Consider the following 20,655-nt stretch of genomic DNA (forward strand, 5'->3'; position numbering starts at 1 on the left):
TCAGCGCTCGGTCTCGTCGGGCAAGCGGGCGTGCCCGGTTGCCCCCGTCACACGCAGCATGAGACTGAGTGCCAGGGCCGTGGCGGCAACCGCCACCACGATCCCGGTAATCACCATCGCGTGGGGCACCGGATCCGGGATCCCCGAGGGCGTGCGCCCTGCCAGGCCGGCCAGGACCAGGAAGACGCCGCTGCCCATCACGTTGAACGCCAGGATCTTACGCAGCAGATGGGCATGCACGATCAAGGCGTGGAGACCGAGCACGAAGAGCCCGAGCCCCGTCAGGGCATAGAGGACCGCAGGTGTCATGGCTGCTCCTCCGGGCGTCCGCCGAGAAAGAGCGCCGCCAGCGTCGCCCCGATGGAGAGACTGGCGGTCGCCTCGATCAGCAGGATGAGCGCGCCGGCCCATTCGAGCGGATAGTCCAGCCAAACCGCGCCGAAGAAGAACGAGACCAGGCCCGCGAGGATGAAGACCGCCACGCCCGCCACCAGGATCAGCCGCAGCGGCCACCCCGCCAAGGCGACCGGCAACCGCCAGCCCGTGAGGGTCAACACCACGCCGGCCGCACCGAGCACCGCACCGGCCTGGAAGGCCCCGCCGGAGGATGCACTCCCGGCCCACAGGAGATAGCCGGCCACCATGAGCATCAGCGGCGCATAGAGCCGGCTCAGCCGGTCCAGCATGGTGCCGGGCCGCCGATCGGCGATGGGAGAGCCCTCGGCCAAGGACCAGACACCGGCCAACGCCAACAGCAAGACGACCATCTCGAGCAGGGTGTCGTAGCCGCGGAAGTCGAGCAGCACGGCCGTAACCGGATGCGTTACCCCGGTGTCGGCCATCGCCGCCTCGACCTGTGCGGAGAGTCCCGGCGCGTCGGACGGGAGCGAGAGGACGGCGAGCGCGAGCCCGCCGAAGATCACGGCCAGGAGCGCGATCAGGAGCAGATGCCCGGCGCGTGAGGCCGACCCCATTGGTTTCACGTCACAACGCCGCATCGGCGCGGGCGGTCATGTCTCGGCATCTCGACGTTCCTTCGATGGCGTGTTTTCTGTTTGGCCCGACTCGGCTCGCATCGACATGGGCAGCCGGGCGAGTGCTGCGAGCAACAAGGCGCCGGTCAAGCCCGCACCGATTGCCGCTTCGGCCAATGCGATGTCCGGGGCGTCGAGCCGGACCCAGACCAGCGCCAGGGTCAGACCGAAGCCGACGAAGAGGACCACGGCCTCCAGCAACCGCGGGCTCGACAGGGCTCGTGCCGCAAGCCAAAGGAGCAGGAGTGCGAGAAGGCCATCGATGGCCCAGGCGACCGGTGCGATCAGTTCCATGGTGCCGATCAGGTCCATGGCCGGATCCCGCGGCGCAGCGCAGCACGCGCGACCAGATGGCAGGCAAAGGCCGAGGCGACCAGGACCAGGAGCCAAATCAGCGCCAACTTGCCCGCCGCTGCCCATGACTCCGCCTGCACCGCAAGCCCGGCCACGATCAACCCAAGCCCCAGGTTGTCCGCCTTGGTCAGGGCATGCAGACGGGTGTAGACATCGGGGAAGCGCAGCAGGCCCACCGTCCCGGCGAGGAAGAAGCCTCCGCCGAGGACCAGCAGGCCGGTCGAGACGACATCAAGGATCGACATGGCTGGCCTCCTCCTCGCCGCTCCAGCTCCGGCGCACGAAGGCCACCATAGTGACGGCGGCCAGGAGGGCAAACACCAGTGCGACATCGCGCACCGCCGGGTGCCCGGAAGCCTCGGCGAGCAGCAGCAGAACCGCGACCGCAGTGGTGCCGAACAACTGGGCCGCGAGCATCCGATCCGCCGGTGTGGGTCCGCGCAGGATGCGCCAAAGCCCGGCGGCCAGCGTGAAGATCAAGACGAGGGCAAGTACGAGATACAAAAGGCTCATGATGTCTCGGCATGGGTGCTCTGCGGCGTGCTTGGCGAAACACGAAAGAGCGCGCCGACCTTGTCTTCCAAAGCCGCCAGATCCGCCTCGCTTGAAGCACGCTGATCCAAAACGTGGACGAAGAGCTCATTCCGAACGATCTCGGCGCTCAAGGTTCCCGGCAGGAGGCTGATGACGGCCGTCATGAAGACACGCGCCCGACCGGGCGGAAGGCGAAACCGATAGGTCAGGATGCCGGGTGCGATGGGCAGAGTCGGCACACAGGCCCGCCAGGCGACATCGACCCCTCCACGCAGCGACCACCAGAGAAAGAAAGGAACGAAGCGGGCAAAACCGACCACGGACCAGGGTACCGGACGCGACAGTGCCAGACTCAAGGCAGTGGCCAGCACAACAAAGAGACTGCCGAGCGGCCAAGAACCCGGCTGCCCCTCGGTCAACACCCACCACAGCAGCGAGAAGAGCGCCAGACGCAGCGCCAGTGTTCGCACAATCGGCAGGGGTCCTTGTAGTCGCATCAGTCGTTCCGAAGGGGGTTGGACGTCTGCATGGTATGAAGGATAACCCTCGGAGTGCATCGTGCGCACCTCCCCCGGGTCTGCGGTGTGGCCATCGCTCGCAATCTCGCGGCGCTCTTTCGAAGCTGAAGGTTGCCGAGGAGTCGATGTATACTGGCAGGCCAGTCGTCCCCTCCTTTCGCCCCCTTAATTCGATTCGATATGGCAAGAAAGCAGAAGCGACCATCGCTCAAGGCTCGCCAGCAGACGTCCGCGGTGACTCCCGAGTCGGCGCGTGCCGATCTCGATGCCGGGCGCTTTCGCGAGGCGATGGCGGCTTTCAAGGAGCTGCTGAAGCAGGCCCCGGAAGGCAACGACAGGGATGCGCTTCGGGGCGGTCTTGCCGATGCCTACGAGGGACGGGCCCGTCAGCTCGGCGCCAAAGGCATGCACAAGGAGGCGCTGGTGATGTGGGAGAACCGCGCCGCGTCGGGGACACTCCCTGTGCATCCGGACCATGTCGTCTGCCTGCTCCGTCTGGGCCGTGTCGCTCAGGTCATGCCGATGCTGGAGGATCCCTCCTTAAAGGCCGATCCGGGATCCGGAGCGCTGCTGCTTGGCCACCTGGCGGCCCAGACGCTCGCCGGCACCGCCGGGATTGCCGAGGCCCTGCCCGCCGAGGATCCCATCCGTGTCCAAGCGACCGTCGCCGAGGAGGCGCTCGACGCCTATTGTGTCGGCAACGATCAGGCGCTCGCGCAGGCGCTGAAGGCGATCCCGTTCCGCTCGCCCTATCGTGATCTCGTCCAGATCCTCAAGGCATTGAGCCGTCTCGACCCCGCCGCGCGCGATCATCGGGGCGACTGGACCGAGGAGGCACGCAACGAGGGGGCCAAGCTCCTGGACCGCGTCGAGGACAACTCGGGCTTCGCCCGACTGCGCGATGCGGCTCGCCTGGCGCTGCTCTCCGAGATCGAGCTGGCACCCAAGCTCCGCGAGGTCGGCCCGGCGACACGCGATCTGGTCTTCTCTCTGCGCGGCTGGCCCGCCGAGCGCGCGATCCTCTGGAACGAGCTGCAGACCCTCGGCGATTCGCCGCAACCGAAAGAGCTTCTGCGTCTGATGTTTCGGCATCGCCGGGTACTCGGCGAGACCTGGGTCCACGAGCGTGGGCTGCGTCTGCTCTTGCCGAAACCGCAGACCGACGCGAAATGGTGGATCGAGGTCAGCGGCAAGCCGCTGCGCAAGATCGACGGCTACCTTCTGGATGCCTGGGAGAGCGAGGCGGATCCCGATCCGTGGAATGTCGTCACCTACTGGCAGGACTATGCGGACCTCCTGTTGGATGCCGCAGAACATCGCGTCGAGCCGGGCAGCGAGACCGCGTTGCGGATCGCGCTCGTTCGTCGTCGCGCCGAAACCCTCTTTCAAATCCTCCAGCGGATGGAGCCGGATTCCGACCCGGAGTCATTGCCGGGAACGATTGCGGCCGAGCTGGAATCCAGCCTCGAGTACGACCCCGACGACCGCGCCACCTATCTCGGGCTGATCGCCTATTACCTGCGCGGCGGCAAGGCGCTCAAGGACGCCCGCCGGATCCTCAAGCGCGCCCAAGACCACTGGCCGACCGACAAGGCGGTTCTGGCCGCCGCCATGGATACCGCCATCGCGAGCGGGGCCTTCAAGAAGGCGGCGACCATCGCGGCCGACATCCTGGCGGTTGATCCGATCAACAGCGGTGTGCGCGAGCGGCTGGTGGAGGCGCATCTCGCCCACGCGCGCAAAAACCTGAGGGATCAGCGGCCCGACTTGGCCATGAGGGCACTGGCCTTGGCCGAGGACTGGAGCCGCACCGAGCGCACGCGTGAACGCTTGGATCTGGTGCGCGGTTTGGCCGAGTTGCTCGCGTTCGATCCGCAGGGCGAGGGACGTCTGCTCGCCCTGGCCGAGGGTCTCGGCAACGGACTGGCTGCACGCCTCATCCTCGTGCTGGAGGCGAGCGCCTGCGGTATTCTCGGGGCCCGGCTGTTGAAGCAGCTCGGGCTCTCCAAGTCACCCACACCCGACGAGGCCGACCTGCGAGCCTTCTTCTCGCGACTTAGGGCGCATCTGGACACGGGTGCCAAGCTCCCGAGCGAGGTCAGTCAACAGCTGAACGACCCGCTCAAACGCGCGGCCCGACTCAAGCTCGATCAGGCCGAGATCGAGTCGATCTGCGAAACCCTGCGACGCACCGAGCTGCACGATGCGCGGCTCGCCTTCGCGGATGCTGCCTTGAAGCGCTGGCGCGGCGAGCCGGTCTTCGAGCTGCATGCGTTCGAGGCCCGTCACCGCGGGGTTGTGCCCTGGAACATCCCGATGCGCGAGACACTGCGTTTGGAGCGGGCGCTCGAGCGCGCGCGCGACAACGGCGACTCGCGGCTGGTGCATCGGATCATCGAGGCCCTGAGCGGACCTTCGTTGCCCTTCGGTGGGCCACCGCGCGGTGGCTTCGGAGGCGGCTTCATCGACGACGTCTGGGATGACGAAGACGACGACATCGACGCCCCGCTCGTCGACGGCGACATGGACGGGAGGTCGATCGCGCTCCTCGCCGACATGGTTCGCACCCTCGGTCCAAGCGGCTTTCGCGCCCTGATGCAGATGCCGGGTCCGGTCGGCGAATCGATGCGCGCGATGGAGCGCGCAATCGGCAAGGACGCATTGGATAGGATGATCAACGCGCTGGCGGCGGACCTCGATCTCGACGATCTGCCCTTCCCGGATTCGGGCATCTTCGACACCGGGCCGTCTCCGAGCACGCGCAAACGCAACCGCGCCAAACGAAAGCGCCGCTGAGCGGGCCGGCGCGGAGAGCCCGGCCAATCCGAACCCTGACCATCTGAACCGCGCCCCTGCCGACCCCGCGGGCCCGCGCGAGATCGAACCCAAACGACAGCGCCGCATGCCCCGCCGGGCGCGGTTCAACAACCACCGGACCCTGATCGCATGACCGACCCCTTTCTCATCCTCGGCGTCCCCTCCGATGCGGACGATGCCGCCATCGAAGCGGCCTATCTCGCCGGTCTGCACCGCGCCTCCCCGGAGCGCGATCCGGCGGGTTTCGAGGCGTTGCGCGCGGCCTACGAGAAGATCCGCACGCGTCGCGATCGGCTCGCCTATACGCTCTTCGATCAGACCCCGCCGACCCCCGCGGACATCCTGGCCAAGGCCGCGCCCCTAGGCGAGCCGAGACGCCCGAAGCGGGCGACGCTGTCCGCGTTGCTGCGCGGCGAGGTCTGACGCATGGAGGACGCAAAGGCGGCGTTGCTCGAGCGGTTCCGGGCCTACCTGGAGGAGGAACCGAACGCACGCGAGGGCTCGGATGCGGGCATCGACGACACGGACGAGACCGACGCGCCCGATCTCTTCACCCTGCTCGCCGAGCTGGCCGCGCTCAAGAACGAGGTCAAGCTCGAGTCACGTCAGGTCAAGACCGCGCTCGAGCAGTTTCGCGACCTCTTCGACAGCCTCCGGCAGGCGAACGAGCATCTGTCGGCCGAACTCTCGCGGCGACAGCAGGATACCCGCGACATCGCCCTGAACGCCGAGCGCGACATCCTGCTCGAGCTCGTCGAGCTGCGCGACCGGCTACGGGACGGCCGCGGTCAGGCCGCCGCCTATCGGCCGAATTGGCTTGCGCACGCCAGCGGTGCAGCCGAGTTCATCACGGGGATGACCCAAGGCTTGAGCATGAACCTGCGCCGGCTCGACGAGACCCTGGATCGGCGCGAGGTGCGTCCGATCGAGACCGTCGGGCGGCCCTTCGATCCGCGGATCATGCGTGCACTCGAGGTCGGGCGCGATCCCGCCCTGCCGATCGGCACGGTTTTGGCGGAGCTGCGCACCGGTTATCGGCACGGCAAGTCGCTCTTGCGTCTCGCCGACGTCATCGTCAACAAATTCGAGGACCATCCCCAGTGAGCGACATCATCATCGGCATCGATCTCGGCACCACCAACTCCGAGGTCGCGGTGGTCGAGGAGGGGCGCGTCCGACTCATCCCGGTCGACGGCAACCCCATCCTGCCCTCCGTGGTCGGGATCGCCGACGACGGCGCCCTCCTGGTCGGTCAGAGCGCACGCAACCAATACGTGCTGGCCCCGGAACGCACCATCCGCTCGGTGAAGCGGCGTATGGGCGAGGACACCGTCATCGCGATGGGCGCGCAACGCTACAGCCCGCAGGAGATCTCGGCGCTCATCCTCGGCCGGCTCAAGCGCGCCGCCGAGTCCGATCTGGGCCAACCGGTGAGCAAGGCCGTCATCACGGTCCCGGCCTACTTCTCCGATGCGCAACGCCAGGCGACCCGCGATGCCGGTCAACTGGCCGGGCTCGAGGTGGTGCGCATCATCAACGAGCCGACCGCTGCGGCGCTGGCCTACGAGGTCGACCACCAGGAGCCCAAGACCATCCTGGTCTACGACCTGGGCGGCGGCACCTTCGACGTCTCGGTCGTGCGTCTCGCCAAGGAGGTGACCGAGGTCCTCTCGAGCCACGGCAACAACCAGCTCGGTGGCGACGACTTCGACGGGAGGATCCTCGATCACCTGGTCGCCCATCTCAAGGATCAGGGCACTGACCCGAGTGCGAACCGCGTCGCGATGGCGCGTCTGACCCGCGCGGCTGAAACCGCGAAGATCGCGCTCAGCGACGCCCCCTTCGTACGGATCGACGAGGAGTATCTGCTCGAGCACCAGGGCAAGCCGGTCAACCTGTCCCTGGAGCTCTCGCGCGACGACTACGAGGCGATGATCGCGCCCTATATCGACGAGACCATGGACGCGGTGCACACCGCGCTCGAGGGGGCCGGTCTGGGCATCGACGACCTTAGTGAGGTGTTGTTGGTCGGCGGCGCGACTCGCACCCCCTTGATCCAGCAGCGTCTCGAAGAGCTGCTGCGGATGCAGCCGCGCAGCGAGGTCGATCCGGATTTGTGCGTGGCGAGCGGCGCGGCCATCCAGGCGGCCGTGATCGGGGGGCAGCGCGTCTCGCGGGTGCTGGTGGACGTCACGCCCTACACCTTCGGGACCAGCGCGTTGGGCGAGCTCAACGGCGAGTTCTACCCCTTTGTCTATGTCCCTTTGATCCGCAAGAATACCCCGATCCCGGTGACCAAGAGCGAGGCCTTCTCCACCATCGAGGACGGCCAGCCCGCGATCGATGTGCGCGTCTACCAAGGTGAGGACCCGGACGCGCTCAACAACACCGAGATCGGCGCCTTCCGCATTGAGGGTCTGAGCGACGCGCCGGCCGGCAACGTCATCGTCACCACCTTTTCGCTCGACGTGAACGGCATCCTCAAGGTGACCTCGCGCGAGAAGCGCACCGGACTCGAGCAGCGCATCGTCATCGACAACGCCACCGCCCGCTTCGAGCAGGACACCATGGCCGCCGCACGCGCTCGCATCGGCGCACTCATCGACGGCGACTTCAGCAGCGAGCCGAGCGATGGGTCTGAGACCCTCGGGGAAAGCGTCGCGGCGAGTGCCGAGCGACGCGACAGCGTTCAGGCCACGGCCCTGATCGAAAAGGCCGAGCGCCTGATGGAGACCGCCAATGCGGAGGACCGCGAAGACCTGGTGAACCTGATCGAGACGCTGCGCGATGCGGTCGCGGCACACGACGATATCGCCATCCACGAGGCGATGGACGGGCTGTCCGATCTGATCTTCTATCTGGAATCCTGAGTCGGGATTTCTTGGTTCCGGCTCTGCCAGGTTAAGGTTATGGACCGTTGCCCCAATTGTCGCGCCCGCGTCGACAGCTCGGAGCAGTGCCGCCGCTGCGGGCTGGAGCTGAAGCTGCTGCAGGCAACCGATCGAGCAAGCGATGAAGCCGTCGCACGCGCCATCCGCCGTCTCGCCGATGACGACAGGGCCGGCGCCATCCGTGATCTGAAGCAGGCGCGGGCCTTGTCGGGGGGCGCGTTCGTCTCCGCCCTCCTCGACTTTGCACGTTCGACACCCTCTCGCGAGTCCGCCCATGACACTACACCAGGCCCTCTGGCTCCTGACTGCCGAGCAACTGAAACAGCGCCGCAACCTGCTGCTGAACGGGAATCGCTCGACCCGCAAAGCGGACATGGTCGAGGCGATCTCGCATGAGCTCTTGTCGGCGGATCTAAGCCAGTACTGGGGGCGGCTCTCCGAGCTCGAGCAGAACGCCGTCGCCGAGAGCGTTCATCGCTGGGGCGGGTTTTTCGATCGTGCAGGCTTCAAGGCACGATACGGCTCGCTTCCGATCGCCTTCGAGCCGCCGGCCTATTCCTATTCGCGGTCCGACCGCGACCGCCGGGAGCGGGGTTCGCTGCTGCCGCTCTTCTTCTACGACGGATCGATCCCCGAGGATCTCTGCAAACGACTGGCGTCGATCGTGGCGGTGCCGACGCCGCTCGAGATTGCGAGCTTCGCCGACGAGGACCTGCCGGCGAGCATTGCCTCGGCAAGCGTCCTGAAGCCCGATGAGGACGTGTCCGAGCCGCTGCGGCGTCTCGCCACCGAGCCCCTGATCCATCACGACCTGCCCGGCGTGTTGCGCCTGATCGGTCAGGGTCGCATCACGGTCGGCGCCAAGACGGGTCTGCCGAGCAGCGCCTCCATGACCAAACTCGAGACCGTCCTGCTCGGCGGTGACTGGTACACCGCGGACGATGACTTGGAGCAGCCCCGCTGGGCCGGTGGTCCGATTCGGCCTATTCGCCCCTTTGCCTGGCCGCTTCTGCTGCAGGCCGGCGGGCTCGCGAAGGCCGACGGCAGCAAGCTGGTCCTGACTGCCCGCGGCAACAAGGCGCTGTCTCAGCCGGTCGAGGAGGTGGTCTCGCACCTGTTCGCGCGCTGGCAACAGAAAGGCACACCCGATGAGCTGCGGCGCGTCGACCTGATCAAGGGTCAGACGGCCAAAGGCGTGCGTCTCAGTGCGGTGTCGGAACGCCGAGCGGTCATCGCCGATGCGATCCGGGACTGCTGTCCGCCGGGTCGCTGGGTGGCCATCGACGAGCTCTTCCGGCAGATGCAGTTCCGGGGTCGCCGTTTCACGGTCACCGAGAACGCCTGGGGGCTGTATTTCGTCGATCAGAACTATGGCAGCCTCGGATACAACGGCGCCGACGGATTCGAGATCCTCCAGGGTCGCTACATCCTCGCCTATCTCTTCGAGTATCTCGCCACACTCGGCATGCTCGATGTCGCCTACACCTCGCCCTACGACGCGCGGTCGGATTACGGCGACGCGTGGGGGGTCGACGAGTTTGCCTTCCTGAGCCGTTACGACGGACTCAGGTACATCCGGCTCAATGCGCTCGGCGCCTACTCTTTGGGGCTTGCCGAGACCTACGAGCCCTTGCTACCGAAACGAGCCCCGCTATGCTCGATCGGCGCCGATCTGCTCCTGACCGTCGAGCGCGAGCCCGAGCCGGCCGAGCGGCTGGTGTTGGAGCAGATCGCCAAGCCGCTCTCGGCGATGCTTTGGCAACTGGATCCCGATGCCCTACTGCGGCAGAGTGCCGACCCCGGCGAGAGAGGACGCATCCGCGCGTTCATCGAGTCGTCGACGGACGCAGGCCTGCCGGCCGAGGTCGGCCAACTGCTCCGCGACGTCGAGGAGCGCGCCAGCGCGCTCGCCGATGCCGGCCCGGCGCGGCTTGTCACATGCCGCGATCCCGCCATCGCGGTCATGCTGACATCGGATCCCGTCACGGCCCCGCACTGCACGCGCGCGGGCGAGCGCCTGGTGTGTGTCCCCGAGCCCAAGCTCGCGGCCTTCCGGAAGGGGCTTGCCAAGCTGGGCTTCGTGCTGCCGGAGACCACCAATGGCTGACGCGCTTGCCGCCTATCGCGCGCTTCCGGCAGACGAGCAGCGGATCCTGCGTGTGCTCTCGGTGATCTGCGAGCCGGTTGCACGAGACCGGCTGCAACAGATTCTGAACGCCTTGGATTGGCGCGATCGGGCAGGCGCGTCTCTGAGTCGGCACGTCGACGAGGCCCTGATCCGGCGCTTGGTCGGGTCCGGCCGGATCCAATCGGAACGCAGCGCGCTCGCCTGTCACCCCGATCTGCTCGAACCCCTAACGCGGGAGACGCTCGCCGACGGCACCTTCGAGGCGATTGTCGCTGCGGCCGAGCGGGTCCTTCCGGTCGTCCCCCCGAACGCCCCGACCTGGCTTGTGCCGAGTCCCGAGCGGCGCTTGCGGATGCTCCGTGTCGCCCTGTACGCCGGGCGTCAGGATGAGGCGCTGCGGATGTTCGCCTTGAGCGATCAGGTGTCGTTGAGCGGATTGTCCGCGGCCCATGTGATGCCGCTGACCCGGGTCATGACGTCCTCGACGGACCTCGCCTGGTTGGAAACACTCGACCCGCGGCTCAAGATCGCCGGTCTGGTTCCGCCGTTGCGCCTGGCGGCCCGCGATATGATCGAGCGCGACGACGTCTACGCCCTCATCGAGCAGCTCTTCGTCCCGCTCCTCGGCACCCATCCCGAGGCCGCCGACGCCCTGATCGAGCAGAGACTGCAGCGCGGCCGGCTTGCCGAGGTTCCGTCCTTGCTGGACGGACGCAGCGATCCTGCGGCGTCGGTTCAGCGCGGTTGGCTGCAGTTCCTGTTCGGCCACTACGAGCAGTCGCTCGACGTCTTCGATGCAGCACGGGAGACCATCCGCAAGGCGACCCGCAAGCGCAAGGTCTATCTCCCCGGGATCCCCGGGGTTCTGGCGCTGCTGACACGTTTGCGGCGCGGCGAGCGGGAGGACTTCGAGTTTGTGCAGCAGCAGGTTGCGATCGCGCTGCGCGCCGACGTGACAGACCCCGTCGAACCCGTGTATCGGCTGCTCGGCGAGTTGTCGGCCGTCTTGGCCGGACAGCGTCGAGTGGACGAGTGCGCCTGGCTGGAGCAGCGTCTGGGGTTGCGCGGCGCCTTTGTGCTCCTGTTCCAGTCCTTGATGCTCCATTGGCTCGGCGAGCGGCCGGCGCCCGAAGCGCTCGACGTGCTCGCCGGGTGGGCTGCGAAGGCGCATCAAGCCGGCTTCCTCTGGTACGCCCACGAGGCATCGGCACTCCTGGATGCCTTCGATTTCGAAGGTGAGCGCCCACAGCTCGGCAAGCCGCCCGCGGGTCTGGTGTCGATGTCTGATCTGCTCGCACGCAAGGCGACCTGGGAGATCGCGCTCGATGCGCTCAAGGGACTCGGCGTCCAGGCTGCGCCCGGTGTCGATGCGCGTGAGGGCGCAGACCGGCGCATGGCCTGGCAGATCCGTTTCATCCAAACGACAGGCATGCTCGAGCCGCGCGAGCAAAAGCGCACGAAGCGCGGCGGTTGGACCAGCGGTCGTGCCGTGTCGATTCAGAAGCTTGTCGAAGAGCCCGACAGCTTCGGCTATCTGACCCCGCAGGACCGCGAGATTTGTGCCTGTATCGTCCGCGAGCAGGGATCGACCTGGTACGGCGGATACGACCGTCTGAGCTATCGCTTCGATGCCGACCGCGCCCTGCTCGCCGCGGTCGGTCACCCGCTGCTGAGCGTTCGCCGGCGTCAGGGCGACAGTGTCACCGAGCTTCCGCTTGAGTTGGTTGTCGGCACGCCTGTCCTCTCGGTGGTTCGGCGTCATCAGGATATCCTGGTCACCATCGAGCCCTTCCCGCCGGAAGGGCGTTCGCTTCTGCCGGTCGATGAAACCCCGAAACGCGTCCGTCTGTTTCAGTTTGAGCTCGCCCATCGCGAGATCGCCCGCATCCTGGGTCCGGAAGGTCTAAAGGTTCCTCAAGGCGCCGAGAAGCGGCTGCTCGAGGGGCTGGCCGCCGTGGCCCCGATGGTCACCGTCCATTCGGATATCGCCGGGGACGACAGCGCCGCCGAGACCATGCCCGCCGACGCCCGGCCCCACCTGCATCTCATTCCCTTCGCGACCGGTCTGAGCCTGGAGCTGCGCATCCACCCGTTCGGCGACAGCGGTCCGCAGCTTCTGCCGGGGGAGGGGAGGGCAACCCTGCTCACCGAGTTCGAGGGGCGCGCCGTACGCTGCTCCCGCGACCTCGAGGGCGAGCGCACCGCGGCCCGCGAGGTGCTCGACGCCTGTCCCGCGCTCCGCGACAACGAGTCTTGGAGCTGGTCGCTCGACGACCTTGAAGTGGCGCTGACCACGCTGGAGCAGCTCCATGCGCTCGGCGAGACGGTTGTTCTGGAGTGGCCCGAGGGCAAGCGGATCGGACTGACTGCCGAGATGCAGATGGCTTCTCTACGCGTCAAGATCGAGCAGGAAGGCGACTGGCTCGACCTGCAGGGCGAGATCCGGCTCGATAGCGGTCGGATCGTCCTCATGCAGGAGCTGCTGGATCTGGCGGCTGCCGCGAAGGGGCGTTTTATCCCGCTCGGCGAGGGTGACTTTCTGGTCCTCAGCCAGGCGTTGCGGCGCAAGCTCGACGGCGTGCGTGGTCTGACCGACAACGGCCGCTTCCACCCGCTTGCCGCACCGGCCATCGCCGAGGCGATCGACGGGATGACGCTTGATGCCGACAAGGTCTGGCAAGCCCTGCTCGATCGCCTCGCCGCCGTCGAGGAGCTGGAGCCGGAGATCCCGTCCACGCTGCAGGCCGAGCTGCGCGACTACCAGGTCGAGGGTTACCGCTGGCTCGCCCGGCTCGCGCATTGGGGCGCCGGTGCCTGTCTCGCCGACGACATGGGTCTTGGCAAAACCCTCCAGGCATTGACCCTGATCCTGTCGCGCGCGCCCAAGGGTCCGACCCTCGTTTTGGCGCCCACCTCGGTCTGCGGCAACTGGGTCGACGAGGCGCAGCGTTTCGCGCCGACCCTGCAGCCGCTGCGCTTCGGCCCCGGTGATCGAGCGGCCATGCTGGACGCCGCCGGTCCCTTCGATCTGATCCTCTGCAGTTACGGCCTCCTGCAAACCGAAGGGGAGCGTCTGGCCGCGGTGTCCTGGGAGACCATCGTCGCGGACGAGGCCCAGGCGTTCAAGAATGCCCTGACGAAACGCTCCCGGGCCATCATGAAGCTCAAGGGCGGCTTCCGGATGATCACCACGGGTACGCCCGTCGAGAACCATCTCGGCGAGCTGTGGAACCTCTTCCGCTTCGTCAATCCGGGTCTGCTCGGCTCGCTGGAAACCTTCAACCGCCGTTTCGCCATCCCGATCGAGCAAAACAAGGACGCGGGCGCGCGGCATCGTCTCCGCCAGCTGCTGCGGCCCTTCATCCTGCGTAGACTCAAGAGCGAGGTCCTGAGCGAGCTGCCGCCGCGCACCGAGATCACCTTGAGGCTGGAGCTGAGCGACGGCGAGCTGGCACTCTACGAGGCGATGCGCCGACAGGCCGTCGAACGCCTGTCCGACCCGGAGGCGGCGGCCAACCCCGGCCAGCAACGCATCCAGCTCCTTGCCGAGATCATGCGTCTACGCCGCGCCTGCTGCCATCCGCGTCTGGCGCTTCCGGACAGCGATCTGTCGAGTGCCAAGCTGGATGCCTTCAATGAGATCCTCGACGAGCTCTTGGAGAACCGCCACAAGGCGCTCGTCTTCAGCCAGTTCGTCGACCATCTCGCACTGATCCGCGCCCATCTCGACGCCCGCGGCATCCGCTACCAATATCTCGACGGCTCCACCCCCGAGCCGCAGCGGCGTGCCGCCGTCGCCGCCTTCCAGGCCGGAGAAGGCGACCTTTTCCTGATCAGCCTGCGCGCCGGCGGCGTCGGTCTGAATCTCACTGCCGCCGACTATGTGATCCACATGGATCCTTGGTGGAACCCGGCCGTCGAGGATCAGGCCTCCGACCGCGCCCACCGGATCGGGCAGCAGCGTCCGGTCACCGTCTATCGGCTGGTCGCCAAGGATACGATCGAGGAGCGGATCCTGGCGTTACATGCCGCAAAGCGCGATTTGGCGGATGGCTTGCTCGAAGGCAGCGAGGGCGGGGGGCGTTTGAGTTATGCGGATATGCTGGCGTTGGTGCGCGGCTAAATCGCGTCTTGCGGTCAATCGCGTGGCTTGAGTAGCGGGCGGGGTCGGAGTAGGGCGATGTCTCGGCGGGGACGCGATTTAGGAGATTAGGATCAGGTTTGTGACTCGCGATTGTCCCGTTTCGGAGTGAGATCGAAAGCGCGTCGGACGCGTTCACCGGGATAGTCGACTTGCAGTCGACTATCCCGGTTGCTTCCCATGTACCGCATCCCGCGACGTGACCGGAGCGCCGGCGCAGGTTTCGGTGGCCTTCGCTCTCGCTCGTCCACCCTACCTGGCTAACCGGCCGACTTGGGAATGCGGATCTTCTGCCCGGGGTAGATGAGGTTGGCGTCTTTGATGACCTCTCGGTTCGCCTCGAAGATGCGCGGATAGGCGTTTGCGTCGCCGTAGTATGTCTTGGCGATGGCCGAGAGCGTGTCGCCTTTCTCGATGACGTAGAAGTCGACCTCGGCGGTCTGGGGCGGTGCGGTGAGCTGATCGGCCTTGACCTCCGCGACTCCCTTCACATTTCCGGCCATGAGCACGGCCTTCTCCATGGCCTCCGGGCTCTCTGCCTCGCCCGTCAGCGAGACAACCCCGTTGTCGTAATTCACGGTCAATCCCTTGACCCCGGGGTTGTCTTGCTCGATCTCCGCTTTGATCTTCTCCCCCGCCTCTGCGTCGTTTCCGAAGAGTTTCTTGCCGATGTCTTTCGCGAAATCGAAGAGTCCCATGATGTGCTCCGATGGTGTGATTCGGTTTAGACTGCGGGTGCCGAATGGCGTCGAAGAGGCTTGCACACGCGACGACTTTCGGCAATCTCGGATCGTTGCAGATCGATGTCGTTGGGGGTCGGAGGCAAAGCCGGACGATATCCTGCGCGCCGCGCCTATTTAGAGCGCATGATCAGAAGCCGCGGCCACCCGTTACGATGGATTTGACAACTCCGCCGCCGATCTTAACGCGCGCAATCAAACGGCGTGGGCCGAAGTTGTAGGTCCATATTTCGTAGGGATCGGCAAGTTGCTCGGTGACGTAGGTTTTGGTGAGACGGTCGTAGCGCTGAACCGCGGATTTGTTTTCGTACCGGTCGATCTGTGTCGGCGCGCCGCAGCGCTGACGCAACAGGAGGGCGGAGTCGCCTTTGGAGACAATATCACTGCCGCAACGAAGGTTTTCGGCCAAGACCGGCGCGGTCACCGCGCAGAGGCAGAGCAACGCGAGCGCACGATACACCTTGAATACCTCCGGGGGATGCTGTTTTCTGCTTGGTTGGACGACACTCCTTGATCAGCCTAGACGACGTCCTCCACTCTGTCCACGCCGCACACCCCGACCGCGTCCGCGCCTGCCGTCGACCAATACTCGTCCCGGCGACGGACGATCGTGGGATCGATCATCTCGGGGACTTGTCCGAATCCCCGATCCCGACCCGGGTCGTATGGCGCATGCCAAGCTGTCTGCCGTAGCGACAACGCCGTTGTCGTAGGTCAAGTTCAATCCCGTGATCCCGGATTGGCCCGCTCGATCTCCTCCTCAGACCCGTTCGCGAGCCTCTCCCTCGTTTCCGAAGACCTTCTTGCCGACGTCCTTCAGGAGAACAAAGAGCCCCACGGTGTTCCTCGCGGTGATCTTCAGTTGTTGCCGTCGATGCGTGTTGTTCATCGGGGTCTGTCGCAAGCACCCCTCGGGCGCTTGCGAGCGCCACAGCGAGCCGAGTTCTCTTTTGGAAAATGCCTCAGCTGAACATCGACTTGATCCGGTCGACGGACTCTTTGACACTGACCTTCAATTCCGCCCACTTGTCTTCAGCCTCGTCCTTGATGTCTTCCCATTTGTCGTCTGCGGCCTCCAGGATCTCTTGGCGACGAGCTGCGCCCTCGTCCCACTTGGCCTTCAGCTCCGCCATCTGCTCTTCGATGGCCGTCTTGACGTCTTCCGAAGCATCCCCCGCCTTGTCGCGCAGATGACCCAGATCGGTCTCCCACTCATCGAGTTGTGCCTTCAACTTGGCCAGATATTCGTCTTTCGTGCTCATCGCATCGACCCTCTTCTAAGTTGGTTTCGGGACGCGCCGCGAATGATTCGCCGGTGGTAGCCGAGACCGGCAGGACATGAGCGTGTCGGCGCGTTTCACGCTCTAAACGCTGCCCGGAGCGCATCGTCTGGGTTCGAACGAACCCTACAATCAGTGTATTCCAAAATCTCTGAGGAGACGCTGCTTCACGCGCCCGATGGGCTGGCTCGGCTTCGCGCCGACGGACCGATCGGCATCGATTCGGGTCGGCGCACGCGTCACCTTCTGCCCGAGACCGGCCATGGGGCGTGCGCTCGGCAACGTCAAGGGATCGGGGCAACCTTGAGTGACGGGTCGTTCGTCACCACGCTCATCCATCGGGGCGAAGCGATCGTCGACTCTCGCCGCGCGCCGTTCGATCTCATAATATCCAGAATACACAGACCGAACCGTCGCCGAGTCGCTCTCGGCGAGCCCACAGGAGGAAGCCATGAGCCAGACCCAATCGATTGCTGCTTCAGCGACGGCGAACGCAGATGCCATCGCGACCGCGACCCCTATGCAATATCTGGACAAGGCCATGAACGGCCTTCACGATCTAGGGCTGCTTCCGAACGAGGGCGACCGCCAAGCCGACCCGATCGTTGCGCTCTTGAATCAGATCTCGACCCTCGATGAAGGTCGCGTGACCGCCATCGCGAGGACACTAAGCCAAGCGTCGCTCTTCAACGACGTCGTGCGTCAACAGGTTCAGGCGATGGAGATCGGTAGTCGGTACGAGGACATCACCAACGCCTTCAACAGTATCCGAGACGATGCCAAGACGATGGTGGATCAGATCGAGGACGGAAAGCTCGACACCTTCGAGCGGATGAGCAACGTCTGGATGAAGGTTACACGCGGTGACATCGCAGCGCGTTTCGACAAAATCAAGAAAAGCTATCTGGATGTGACCGCCGCCACCGACGACCAGATTCAGCGCGAGCATCGGATCCTGGAAGCCTACCAAGATTTTCGCGGTGCTCTGAAGCAGTCAGAGGTGCTGGCGCTCGAGGTCCTTAAGACCGCACAAGGTCGGCTGGACGCGGCGAAGGCGGCGCTGGACGCGTCGATGAAACGGGTCGAGGCGCATACCTCGGGCGAGCCTGCCGAGCGCGCCCGTCTTGAGTTGGCCCGCGACGAACAGGTACGCGCACTGCAGCTCGAAGAGAAGCGCTATCAGATCGCCAAGGATCTGTCCGACAACCTGACCATCTCCTACAACACCTCCGAGGTGGTCATGGCGCGCCTGCTCCAGACAACCAATGCCAAGGAAAGGGTCTATGCTCAGGCCGTGAGCTTCTTCAGCACCAACGAGGTCGTCCTGACCGCGCTCACCGCATCCTTTACCGGGATGTTCGGGCTGCACGAAGGGACGCAGACGGTGGAGGCGATGAAGGAGGGCGTCAGTCAGTCGCTCGAGGTCTTGGCCGATATCGGTGGCAAGGTCCAGGAAGCGGCGGTTCGGGCTGGCTATGGGCCGACCGTGCGCGCCGACGCGGTGAAGAAGCTGGTCGACTCCGTGGTGACCTGGCAGACCCGATCGCACGAGATCATCGAGGAGATGCGCGTCCAAAGCACCCGCAATGCCGAGGAGATCCGCGACGCGGTGGAGGAAGGCAAACGCAAGCTCGCGCGCCTCGCCGAGGAGGGTAACGGGCTTGAGCTCGCAGTCGACGCATGAGCACGGAGACACTCCCGGACACCGGTGCGCGACCCGCCGCCGAAACCGCGCAGCGCGCCATGATCGCCGGCAGCACGCATCCGCTCGACGAGGTTATGCTGGCGATGGACGTCGTGGATACGCTCAGACGTCGCGAGCGCCTCGCCGAGACCGAGCTCGACGACCTGGGTCGCGAGGAGGATCTCAAAGAGCGTTTGCGTAAGATCTACGCGGCTCAAGGAATCGATGTCCCGGACCATGTGATCGCGCAAGGCGTGGCGGCACTCAAGGAAGGACGCTTCACCTACTCCCCGCCGCCACGCTCGCTGGCAACCCGGCTTGCCCGGATCTACGTCAAACGCGGCGACTGGGGAAAATGGGTCGGCGGGATCCTGGGCGTCATGATCCTCGCCGCCGTCATCCAGTATGTCTCGTTCGTGGCCCCGAATGCCGCCTTGCCCGATGATTTGGCGCGCGTTCACACGGAAGCCATCGCGCTGGCCGGAGACGACCAAGCGCGCGAAACCCTCGAACGCTACTTCGGTGCAGGTCTGTCCGCGCTGCGCAACGACGACACCGAAGGCGCCCGGCTTGCACTGCGCGAGCTTGAGACCGCCTTGACGACCTTGGGGCAGGAGTACAGCCTGCGTATCATCAACCGTCCGGGCGAGCAGACCGGTGTTTGGCGCGTTCCTGACCTGAATACGAATGCGCGCAACTATTACATCCTGGTCGAAGCCGTGGATCCGACGGGACGGGTGCTCCGTGTGCCGATCCGCAACGAAGAGACCGGTGAGACCGAGACAGTGGCCGTCTGGGGGCTTCGCGTGGACGAAGAGACCTTCAACAGCGTTGCGCGCGACAAACAGGACGATGGCATCATCGAGCGCGACCGTTTCGGCTACAAGGCACGCGGCGTGTTGGTTCCGCGGTACGACATGCGCACGACCGGCGGGGCCATCACGCGATGGTAAGAGCCGGTCCTGCGCCTGCCGGAGCGCGCCGCGCCGCGGCTCGGTCCAACTTCGCGGCAGGAACCGCTCACTCTGGAGACTGCACATGATGTCCGGCAGACAAGCCCTCGGCGAGATCGATCAGGCTGTCGACGAGGCACGCGCCCGGGTCGCTGCGGTGGAGGCCCAGGTCGAGGCCGCAGAGCAAGAATTGCAGGCGCAACGCCGTGGGCAGCTCGAAGACTACAAGGCGCTCGCACAGTTTCGCGTCGGATTGCTTGCCGACAACGGGTTGCTCGCACACTTGAACCAATCCGAGCAGCAGGTCGGGGCGTTTCTGGACCAACGCGAGACCGCGCTGACGCTGCTGAAAGAACAGATCCAATTTGCGGAGTCCGCGCTCCGAGGCCTGGAATCGGAGCGCAGCGAGCAGGCGAATCGGGTCGACGTCGCGGTTCGGGCGGCGGACGCAGCCGAGGCCCGTACGCAGGCCCGGCTCGCCGGCGACACCGCCTACAAGGCTCGGCTCGAACGGGCGACCGAGGCCGAACGCAAGGCCGCGCACGCCGCCGAGAAGGCAGACGGCAGCAACGAGGAACGCGAATCAAAGGGCGCCTCTTACCGAGAAGATCCGCTCTTCATGTATCTTTGGAAACGCCGATATGGCCAGCCCGACTACAGGTCGTGGGGGCTGACCCGATGGCTCGACGGCAAGGTTGACGGCTTGATCGGCTATGCGGACGCCAGTGCGAACTACTCCCGTTTGAACGAGATCCCCGAACGCCTGCGCGAGCACGCCACTGCGCTCGCGGCCGCCGCCGAATCCGAGATTGCAGCCCTGAAGGCAACCGACGAAGCTGCACGTGTCGAGGACGGGATCCCGGCCCTCGAAGCCGAGATCGTCGAAGCACAGGCGGCGCTCGACGCCGTTGACCAGCGTGTCGCCGAAGCGCAGAGCGACCTCCAGGGTCTGGAGGTGCGCAAAGCCTTCTACGCCGCCGGTCAGGACGAATACAGTGCCAAGGCGCTCGAGCTCATGACGTCCGAGCTGCAGCGCGAAGACCTGATGGAGCTGCGTCGCGAGGCACTGATCACCCCCTTCCCGGAAGACGACCTGATCGTCGCCCGCCTCCTGGAGCGAGAGGACGAGCGGCGTCGACTCGATGGTGCGCTGAAGACGCTGCGGGAGTCGCTCGTGCAGGCCCGCCAGCGGTTCGACGAGCTCGAAACCTTGCGGACGGACTTCAAACGCAACCGATACGACCGTGCCGACTCCCAATTCGGCAACGAGGCCATGATCGCGATGATGCTCGGGCAGTTTCTGAACGGGGTCCTGGACCGACGCAACCTCTGGCGTGTCATGCAGGAGCAACAGCGCTATCGTCCGGAGCGCTCCGATCCCGGTTTCGGCTCCGGCGCCTTCCGTCGCGGTACCGTCTGGAACGGTGGTCTCGGCGATGCACGTCGCCAAGGCGATATCTTCGGCGGTTTGGGCCGCGGCAGCGCCGGGCGCGCCGGCGGCAGGAGCGGGGGCGGGGGTGCCGGGAAGCGCGGCGGGAGCAGCGGCGGCTTTCGCACCGGCGGGGGCTTCTGATGCCATCC

Annotated in this window: 17 protein-coding genes and 1 pseudogene; 9 read left to right on the top strand and 9 right to left on the bottom strand. The window is 65.8% G+C overall.

Annotated features, from left to right (window positions below; genetic code table 11):
- The 5 genes and pseudogenes from LT988_RS13830 to LT988_RS13855 all read right to left on the bottom strand — a co-directional run bounded on the left by LT988_RS13830 (position 1) and on the right by LT988_RS13855 (position 2,419).
- Positions 1-309 carry an NADH-quinone oxidoreductase subunit K gene (locus LT988_RS13830; RefSeq protein ID WP_232406152.1) on the bottom strand — a complete coding sequence of 103 codons (309 nt, stop codon included), beginning with the start codon at positions 307-309 and terminating at the stop codon, positions 1-3.
- Positions 306-1,298: pseudogene (locus LT988_RS13835) on the bottom strand (hydrogenase subunit MbhD domain-containing protein). The gene LT988_RS13830 and the pseudogene LT988_RS13835 overlap by 4 nt, the downstream one beginning before the upstream one ends.
- A gap of 38 nt (positions 1,299-1,336) precedes the next feature.
- Positions 1,337-1,633, bottom strand: a complete 297-nt coding sequence (gene mnhG, locus LT988_RS13845) for a monovalent cation/H(+) antiporter subunit G (protein WP_232406155.1) — start codon at positions 1,631-1,633, stop codon at positions 1,337-1,339.
- Positions 1,620-1,901: a monovalent cation/H+ antiporter complex subunit F gene (locus LT988_RS13850; protein ID WP_232406156.1), complete on the bottom strand. Its 282-nt coding sequence runs from the start codon at positions 1,899-1,901 to the stop codon at positions 1,620-1,622. Before LT988_RS13850 ends, mnhG begins: the two co-directional genes overlap by 14 nt.
- Positions 1,898-2,419, bottom strand: coding sequence for a Na+/H+ antiporter subunit E (locus tag LT988_RS13855; RefSeq protein ID WP_232406157.1), 522 nt, complete (start codon positions 2,417-2,419; stop codon positions 1,898-1,900). Before LT988_RS13855 ends, LT988_RS13850 begins: the two co-directional genes overlap by 4 nt.
- 201 nt (positions 2,420-2,620) lie before the next feature.
- Here LT988_RS13855 and LT988_RS13860 point away from each other — a divergent pair, with 201 nt between their 5' ends.
- From LT988_RS13860 to LT988_RS13885, 6 genes are all read left to right on the top strand, one after another.
- Positions 2,621-5,236 carry a tetratricopeptide repeat protein gene (locus LT988_RS13860; protein WP_232406158.1) on the top strand — a complete coding sequence of 872 codons (2,616 nt, stop codon included), beginning with the start codon at positions 2,621-2,623 and terminating at the stop codon, positions 5,234-5,236.
- A 150-nt stretch (positions 5,237-5,386) separates the two neighbouring features.
- Positions 5,387-5,680, top strand: a complete 294-nt coding sequence (locus tag LT988_RS13865; RefSeq protein WP_232406159.1) for a molecular chaperone DnaJ — start codon at positions 5,387-5,389, stop codon at positions 5,678-5,680.
- A gap of 3 nt (positions 5,681-5,683) precedes the next feature.
- Complete coding sequence (locus LT988_RS13870; protein ID WP_232406160.1) at positions 5,684-6,361, top strand: nucleotide exchange factor GrpE; 678 nt, start codon at positions 5,684-5,686, stop codon at positions 6,359-6,361.
- Positions 6,358-8,127 (top strand): Hsp70 family protein, encoded by a 1,770-nt coding sequence (locus tag LT988_RS13875; RefSeq protein ID WP_232406161.1) that lies wholly within the window; start codon positions 6,358-6,360, stop codon positions 8,125-8,127. The genes LT988_RS13870 and LT988_RS13875 overlap by 4 nt, the downstream gene beginning before the upstream one ends.
- Before the next feature lie 295 nt (positions 8,128-8,422).
- Positions 8,423-10,255, top strand: a complete 1,833-nt coding sequence (locus LT988_RS13880; RefSeq protein WP_232406162.1) for a hypothetical protein — start codon at positions 8,423-8,425, stop codon at positions 10,253-10,255.
- Complete coding sequence (locus tag LT988_RS13885) at positions 10,248-14,399, top strand: DEAD/DEAH box helicase (protein ID WP_232406163.1); 4,152 nt, start codon at positions 10,248-10,250, stop codon at positions 14,397-14,399. Before LT988_RS13880 ends, LT988_RS13885 begins: the two co-directional genes overlap by 8 nt.
- Before the next feature lie 278 nt (positions 14,400-14,677).
- Here LT988_RS13885 and lysM read toward each other — a convergent pair whose 3' ends face one another.
- From lysM to LT988_RS13900, 4 genes are all read right to left on the bottom strand, one after another.
- Positions 14,678-15,115: a peptidoglycan-binding protein LysM gene (lysM, locus tag LT988_RS13890; RefSeq protein ID WP_232406164.1), complete on the bottom strand. Its 438-nt coding sequence runs from the start codon at positions 15,113-15,115 to the stop codon at positions 14,678-14,680.
- A 172-nt stretch (positions 15,116-15,287) separates the two neighbouring features.
- Positions 15,288-15,617, bottom strand: coding sequence for a DUF2845 domain-containing protein (locus LT988_RS13895; protein WP_232406165.1), 330 nt, complete (start codon positions 15,615-15,617; stop codon positions 15,288-15,290).
- Positions 15,618-15,917: 300 nt separating this feature from the next.
- Positions 15,918-16,046 carry a hypothetical protein gene (locus LT988_RS25260; protein ID WP_269752045.1) on the bottom strand — a complete coding sequence of 43 codons (129 nt, stop codon included), beginning with the start codon at positions 16,044-16,046 and terminating at the stop codon, positions 15,918-15,920.
- A 73-nt stretch (positions 16,047-16,119) separates the two neighbouring features.
- Entirely contained in the window at positions 16,120-16,419 is a 300-nt protein-coding gene (locus LT988_RS13900) for a sll1863 family stress response protein (RefSeq protein ID WP_232406166.1), read from the bottom strand.
- Positions 16,420-16,888: 469 nt separating this feature from the next.
- On the opposite strand from LT988_RS13900, the gene LT988_RS13905 reads away from it, so the two are divergent.
- The 3 genes from LT988_RS13905 to LT988_RS13915 all read left to right on the top strand — a co-directional run bounded on the left by LT988_RS13905 (position 16,889) and on the right by LT988_RS13915 (position 20,647).
- Positions 16,889-18,121 carry a cell surface protein gene (locus LT988_RS13905; RefSeq protein ID WP_232406167.1) on the top strand — a complete coding sequence of 411 codons (1,233 nt, stop codon included), beginning with the start codon at positions 16,889-16,891 and terminating at the stop codon, positions 18,119-18,121.
- Positions 18,118-19,074: a DUF6384 family protein gene (locus LT988_RS13910; protein ID WP_232406168.1), complete on the top strand. Its 957-nt coding sequence runs from the start codon at positions 18,118-18,120 to the stop codon at positions 19,072-19,074. Before LT988_RS13905 ends, LT988_RS13910 begins: the two co-directional genes overlap by 4 nt.
- 85 nt (positions 19,075-19,159) lie before the next feature.
- Entirely contained in the window at positions 19,160-20,647 is a 1,488-nt protein-coding gene (locus LT988_RS13915; protein WP_232406169.1) for a coiled-coil domain-containing protein, read from the top strand.
- Positions 20,648-20,655 lie beyond the last annotated feature (8 nt).

The sequence above is a fragment of the Thiocapsa bogorovii genome (genome assembly GCF_021228795.1).
Classification (GTDB): domain Bacteria; phylum Pseudomonadota; class Gammaproteobacteria; order Chromatiales; family Chromatiaceae; genus Thiocapsa; species Thiocapsa bogorovii.

Coding starts and splice junctions, on each gene's coding strand:
- LT988_RS13855 (WP_232406157.1), bottom strand. CDS start 2,419: ATGCGACTACAAGGACCCCTGCCGATTGTGCGAACACTGGCGCTGCGT.
- mnhG (WP_232406155.1), bottom strand. CDS start 1,633: ATGTCGATCCTTGATGTCGTCTCGACCGGCCTGCTGGTCCTCGGCGGA.
- LT988_RS13915 (WP_232406169.1), top strand. CDS start 19,160: ATGATGTCCGGCAGACAAGCCCTCGGCGAGATCGATCAGGCTGTCGAC.
- LT988_RS13910 (WP_232406168.1), top strand. CDS start 18,118: ATGAGCACGGAGACACTCCCGGACACCGGTGCGCGACCCGCCGCCGAA.
- LT988_RS13860 (WP_232406158.1), top strand. CDS start 2,621: ATGGCAAGAAAGCAGAAGCGACCATCGCTCAAGGCTCGCCAGCAGACG.
- LT988_RS13905 (WP_232406167.1), top strand. CDS start 16,889: ATGAGCCAGACCCAATCGATTGCTGCTTCAGCGACGGCGAACGCAGAT.
- lysM (WP_232406164.1), bottom strand. CDS start 15,115: ATGGGACTCTTCGATTTCGCGAAAGACATCGGCAAGAAACTCTTCGGA.
- LT988_RS13880 (WP_232406162.1), top strand. CDS start 8,423: ATGACACTACACCAGGCCCTCTGGCTCCTGACTGCCGAGCAACTGAAA.
- LT988_RS13900 (WP_232406166.1), bottom strand. CDS start 16,419: ATGAGCACGAAAGACGAATATCTGGCCAAGTTGAAGGCACAACTCGAT.
- LT988_RS25260 (WP_269752045.1), bottom strand. CDS start 16,046: ATGAACAACACGCATCGACGGCAACAACTGAAGATCACCGCGAGGAAC.
- LT988_RS13865 (WP_232406159.1), top strand. CDS start 5,387: ATGACCGACCCCTTTCTCATCCTCGGCGTCCCCTCCGATGCGGACGAT.
- LT988_RS13885 (WP_232406163.1), top strand. CDS start 10,248: ATGGCTGACGCGCTTGCCGCCTATCGCGCGCTTCCGGCAGACGAGCAG.
- LT988_RS13870 (WP_232406160.1), top strand. CDS start 5,684: ATGGAGGACGCAAAGGCGGCGTTGCTCGAGCGGTTCCGGGCCTACCTG.
- LT988_RS13830 (WP_232406152.1), bottom strand. CDS start 309: ATGACACCTGCGGTCCTCTATGCCCTGACGGGGCTCGGGCTCTTCGTG.
- LT988_RS13850 (WP_232406156.1), bottom strand. CDS start 1,901: ATGAGCCTTTTGTATCTCGTACTTGCCCTCGTCTTGATCTTCACGCTG.